Annotated in this window: 4 protein-coding genes and 1 pseudogene; 2 read left to right on the top strand and 3 right to left on the bottom strand. The window is 72.2% G+C overall.

All coding sequences use genetic code 11. The annotated features are described in order from the left end of the window. Positions 1 to 1315, top strand: a 1315-nt coding sequence (locus CCL05_RS12615; protein ID WP_086560601.1) for an NAD(P)/FAD-dependent oxidoreductase, incomplete at its 5' end; no start/stop codon positions are given. 53 nt (positions 1316 to 1368) lie between these two features. On the opposite strand, the gene CCL05_RS12610 is transcribed toward CCL05_RS12615, so the two are convergent. Beyond that, complete coding sequence (locus CCL05_RS12610) at positions 1369 to 2040, bottom strand: phosphatase PAP2 family protein (protein ID WP_086560600.1); 672 nt, start codon at positions 2038 to 2040, stop codon at positions 1369 to 1371. A 65-nt stretch (positions 2041 to 2105) separates the two neighbouring features. Between CCL05_RS12610 and CCL05_RS12605 the strand changes: the two genes are divergently transcribed. Further along, complete coding sequence (locus tag CCL05_RS12605) at positions 2106 to 3824, top strand: acyltransferase (RefSeq protein ID WP_086560599.1); 1719 nt, start codon at positions 2106 to 2108, stop codon at positions 3822 to 3824. A 4-nt stretch (positions 3825 to 3828) separates the two neighbouring features. Here CCL05_RS12605 and CCL05_RS46105 read toward each other — a convergent pair. Both CCL05_RS46105 and gabT read right to left on the bottom strand, forming a co-directional pair. Next, positions 3829 to 4059 (bottom strand): annotated as a pseudogene (locus CCL05_RS46105) (phosphatase PAP2 family protein); the annotation flags it as partial. A gap of 103 nt (positions 4060 to 4162) precedes the next feature. Further along, positions 4163 to 5497 (bottom strand): 4-aminobutyrate--2-oxoglutarate transaminase, encoded by a 1335-nt coding sequence (gene gabT / locus CCL05_RS12595; protein ID WP_086560598.1) that lies wholly within the window; start codon positions 5495 to 5497, stop codon positions 4163 to 4165. Between the last annotated feature and the right edge of the window lie 115 nt (positions 5498 to 5612).

The following is a 5612-nucleotide window of genomic DNA, read 5'->3' as shown; positions in this document are numbered from 1 at the left end:
CACCACCTCCGAGACCTGCGATCTTTTGGTCGTCGGCGGCGGCTACAGCGGACTGTGGACGGCGCTGCTCGCCAAGGAACGCGATCCGCAGCGGGACGTGGTGCTGGTGGAGGGCCGCGAGGCGGGCTGGGCCGCCTCCGGCCGCAACGGCGGATTCTGCGCCGCCTCCCTCACCCACGGCCTGCCCAACGGCCTCGCCCGCTGGCCCGGCGAGATCCACAAGCTCCAGGAACTGGGCGCCCGCAACCTCGACGCGATCGAGGCGGCGGTCGCCCGGTACTCGCTCGACTGCGACTTCGAACGCACCGGCGAGATCGACGTCGCCACCGAGCCCTACCAGGCGGCGGAACTGCGCGACTGGCACGAGGAGACGGCCCGCCGGGGCCTCGCCGAGGACATCGAGTTCCTGGACGCCGAGGCGGTCCGGGAACAGGTGAACTCACCGACCTTCCAGGCGGGCCTGTGGGACCGCAGGGGCGTGGCCATGCTGCACCCCGCGAAGCTCGCCTGGGGCCTGAAACGGGCCTGTGTCGAGCTGGGCGTCCGCGTCTACGAGCACACCCCCGCCCTCACCCTGAAGCCGTACGGCGCCGGCATGGCCGTACGCACCCCCTACGGCCGGGTCCGCGCCCGCCAGGTCGCCCTCGGCACGAACATCTTCCCGAACCTGGTCCGACGGGTCCGCTCGTACACCGTCCCGGTCTACGACTACGCCCTGATGACCGAGCCGCTCACCCCCGACCGGCTGGCCTCGATCGGCTGGAAGAACCGCCAGGGCCTCGGGGACAGCGCCAACCAGTTCCACTACTTCCGCCTGTCCGCCGACAACCGGATCCTCTGGGGCGGCTACGACGCGGTCTATCCCTACGGGGGCCGCGTCCGCGCCGAGTACGACCACCGCCCCGAGACCTACGCCAAGCTCGCCGGGCACTTCTTCGCCTGCTTCCCGCAACTGGAAGGCGTCCGCTTCACCCACGCCTGGGGCGGCGCGATCGACACCTGCTCCCGCTTCTCGGCGTTCTTCGGCACCGCGCACCAGCGGAAGGTCGCGTACGCGGCGGGCTACACGGGCCTGGGCGTCGGTGCGACGCGCTTCGGCGCCGAGGTGATGCTGGATCTGCTGGCGGGGGAGCGCACGGAGCGCACCGAACTGGAGATGGTCCGCAAGAAGCCGCTGCCGTTCCCGCCGGAACCCTTCGCCTGGACGGGCATCGCCCTCACCAAGTGGTCCCTGGCCCGCGCGGACGCCCAGGGCGGCCGCCGCAACCTGTGGCTGCGCACGATGGACCGGCTGGGGCTGGGGTTCGACAGCTGACCCAGACGTGCCGGCCCTGCCCGGCGAACTCGGCTACGCCACGCTCGACATGCTCAGCCGCGTCCTCGACGAGCCGGGCCAGCGCGCCTGAGGAACAGCCACAGTGACGACAGCAGCACCGCGCACAGGCACCAGCTGGCCATCACATCCAGGGGCCAGTGGTAGCCATGGCGGACCAGGCCGTAGCTCACGCCGAGTACGAGGGCGAGGCAGGCGGTGACGAGGGTGCGGCGGGCGAGGGACGTGCGGAGCCGGGGAAGCAGGAGCAGGGTCGCGCTGCCGTAGGCGATGGCGGCCGTGGCGGTGTGGCCCGAGGGGTAGTAGCCGGTGCCGGGCGGGACGGCCGGGGTGCCCGGGCGGTCCGTGAGTTCCTTGAGCGGGACGATCAGTGCCGGAACCAGCGCCATGAGGAGGACCGCTGCGGTGACGGGCAGCCACCAGCGGTCCGTACCGCGGGTCCGCAGAGCGACGTACCCGAGGGCGACGGCGAGGACCGGGAGCGCGACCTGGACGTTGCCGAGGTCGGAGAGGAACTCGGCGAGACCGTCCGGGTGGAGGAGGCCGCGGCTGACGCGCTCGTCGAGACGGACGAGCGGACCGTCCGCGACGACCTGCCACGTGATCAGGGCGAAGAGGAGCGCCGGGGTGCCGAGCAGGAGAATCGGGAAGCGCGGGGGCTGCGCGGTGGCGGGTTTGTCGAGATCCTGGTCCCCGGAGATCGGCATGGGAACCAGCTTGGCACGGGCACGGATGTCCACTGTCCACCCGCGCGACCGCAGTGGAGGATCACGTGAACCAGCCGGAGAGCGGCGACGACGGCCTCTTCGACCATTGCCCATGGCTCTACGCCGAGCAGGCGACGGCGGGGCAGCGGGCGGCACAGGAGCAGCGGCAGAAGCGGCTGCTCGGGGGAGCGGGGGCGGGACCGGGCGCGCCGTCCGTCCGGCTCGGTGAGGGCTGCTTCGTCGCGGAGACGGCCGCCGTGTACCCGGAGCATCTGTCCCTGGGCGACCGCTCGTACATCGCGGCCCACGCCTACGTCACCGGCGAGATACGCACCGGCGCCGACTGCACGATCAACCCCTTCACCGTGGTGCGCGGCACCGTCACCCTCGGGAACGGGGTGCGCATCGGTGCCCACAGCTCGCTGCTCGGCTTCAACCACGGGTCCTCGCCCGACCTGCCGGTCCATCAGCAGCCCGTCACCAGCGCCGGGATCACGGTCGGCGACGATGTGTGGATCGGCTCCCACGTGGTCGTCGTGGACGGCGTCACCATCGGCGACCACTGCGTCATCGGCGCCGGCGCGGTCGTCACGAAGGACCTGCCCGCGTGGACGGTGGCGGCCGGCAATCCGGCCCGCCGGATCCGCGACCGCCGGGAGCCGCGTGCGGCGGGTCGGCGCGTGGGGGCGCCGGGTGGTGTGGCGTCTGACCTGTCCGCGTTCGTCACCGACGCCCGCGCGCAGGCCGCCGACCTGCTCGACCGCTGCTGGCAGCCCGACGCCGGCCGGTACGTCGACCGGCCCGGTGCCGCGCCGACCGTGCGGGCGCACTGCGACGCCGTCGAGATCGCCGCGCTGCTGCTCGGAGAAGCACCGCCCCACCTGCCCGCCGCCGAGCACGCGGCCCGGCTGCGTGCGCTCCAGGACCCCGCCAGCGGGCTGGTCCCCGAGTTCGGCGCGGCACCGCCGGTCCCCGGCCCGGCCGGGCTGCCGAAGGACGGGGCCTCGGCGTATCACGTGCTGTGCGTGGGCTACGCGCTGGACCTGCTCGGCAGTTGCTTCGCCCACCCGGTCCACTCGGTGCGCACCACCACGGCGGACCGACTGGTCGGGCACCTGGCCGAGCTGCCCTGGCACGACCGTGCCTGGCACGCCGGGGCGTGGGTCGACTCCTGGGCCACCGCCGCGCACTGGAACCGGCGCCTCGGTGCGGAGGCCGCCGCGCCCGGGGCGCTGGAGGCGCTGTTCGGCTGGCTGCACACCCACGCCGACCCCTGGACGGGCATGTGGGGTGCGCCCACCCCCGAGTCGGGGCGCCTCCAGATGGTCAACGGCTACTACCGGCTCACCCGCGGCTCCTTCGCCCAGTTCGGCCTGCCCGTGCCGTACGCGGAGCGGGTGATCGACACGGTTCTCGATCACGCGCGCGACCCCCGCCACTTCTCACCCGGCCGGGAGAACGCCTGCAACGTCCTGGACGTGATCCACCCGTTGTGGCTCTGCGCCCGGCAGACCATCCACCGCGCCGAGGAGGCCCGTTCCTGGGCGTCGGCCCAGCTCACCGCGGCCCTGCGCCGCTGGCACCCGGGCCGGGGCTTCCCCTTCGGCCCCACGCCCGACGGCACCGGCCCGGGCCGTGAACCCGGCCTCCAGGGCACGGAGATGTGGCTCGCCATCGTCTGGCTGCTCGCGGATCTCGTCGGGCTCGCGGACGTCCTGGGATACCGCCCGCGCGGGATACACCGGGCGGAGCCGGCACTGCCCGCCGGGCTCGGAGATCTGTGAGACGCCCGGAAACGGAGGTCGGCCGCCCCGGAACAGGGGGGGGAGTTCCGGGGCGGCCGTCGGGACCGGAACGTCGCGCGCCCCGGGGGGTTTGGGGCGGGCGACCGTCCGATCGGTGAGGAGATCCAGAGCCTCAGGCTCCGGTTGTGTGCGCGAGGGCACGACCAGGTCGAAGCTGGGGAGGCCTCGGCCTGATGTCACCCACAGTCCCCTGTGGGCGGGGTGTATCTCTCATCTGGGTAGAACCTACGACAGGGGCTCGGCGCAGGACAGGCCGTAGGGCCGGCTGTCATCCACCTCGCACACCTTCTTCACACGCTCTGCGTGCGCTGCCGACGTCAGATGCGGGAGAAGGCCTGCTCGATGATGTCGAGGCCCTCGTTCAGCAGGTCCTCGCCGATCACCAGCGGGGGCAGGAAGCGGAGGACGTTGCCGTAGGTGCCACAGGTCAGGACCAGCAGGCCCTCGGCGTGGCAGGACTTGGCGAGCGCGGCGGTCGCCTCGGGGTGGGGCTCCTTCGTCGTACGGTCCTTGACCAGCTCGATGGCGATCATCGCGCCCCGGCCACGGACGTCGCCGATGACCTCGAACTTGTCCTGCATGGCGGAAAGGCGCGACTTCATCACGGACTCGATGTGCTTCGCCCGGGCGTTGAGGTCGAGCTCCTTCATCGTCTCGATCGCGCCCAGGGCGCCCGCGCAGGCGACCGGGTTGCCGCCGTAGGTGCCGCCCAGACCGCCGGCGTGCGCGGCGTCCATGATCTCGGCCCGCCCGGTCACGGCGGCGAGCGGCAGGCCGCCGGCGATGCCCTTGGCCGTGGTGATCAGATCCGGGACGACCCCCTCGTCCTCGCACGCGAACCACTGCCCCGTACGGCAGAAGCCGGACTGGATCTCGTCGGCGACGAAAACGATGCCGTGGTCGGAGGCGAACTGGCGGATCGCCGGCAGGAAGCCCTGGGCCGGCTCGATGAAACCGCCCTCGCCGAGCACCGGCTCGATGATGATCGCGGCGACGTTCTCCGCGCCGACCTGCTTGCTGATCTGGTCGATGGCCTGCGCGGCGGCCTCGGGACCGGCGTTCTCGGGGCCGGTCGGCCAGCGGTAGCCGTACGCCACGGGCACGCGGTACACCTCGGGCGCGAACGGCCCGAAGCCGTGCTTGTACGGCATGTTCTTGGACGTCAGCGCCATGGTCAGGTTGGTCCGCCCGTGGTAGCCGTGGTCGAACACCACGACGGCCTGCCGCTTCGTGTACGACCGCGCGATCTTCACGGCGTTCTCGACGGCCTCGGCGCCGGAGTTGAACAGCGCGCTCTTCTTGGCGTGGTCACCCGGGGTCAGCTCGGCGAGCGCCTCGGCGACCTCGACGTACCCCTCGTACGGCGTGACCATGAAACAGGTGTGGGTGAAGTCGGCGAGCTGCGCGGACGCCCGGCGTACGACGGCCTCGGCGGAGGCGCCGACGGAGGTCACGGCGATGCCCGACCCGAAGTCGATCAGCCGGTTGCCGTCGACGTCCTCGATGATCCCGCCCCCGGCCCGCGCCGTGAACACGGGCAGCACGGACCCCACACCCTGCGCGACCGCGGCGGTACGGCGGGCCTGCAACTCCTGCGACTTCGGTCCGGGAATGGCGGTGACGACGCGACGCTCCTGCGGAAGTGCGGTCATGCGGGGCTCCTGGGGTGGTGCGGACGAATGGGTACAGCCACTTCGCTTCTTTTCTCGCAGGCTAGGCCGGGGGGAGGGGGGTGGGCATGCTCCATGCTGTTTCGTATACACATCT

This window comes from Streptomyces africanus (assembly GCF_002150735.1).
GTDB lineage: Bacteria > Actinomycetota > Actinomycetes > Streptomycetales > Streptomycetaceae > Streptomyces > Streptomyces africanus.
The sequence above is the reverse complement of the archived record's forward strand: the minus strand, read 5'-3'. Positions and strand labels throughout refer to the sequence as shown.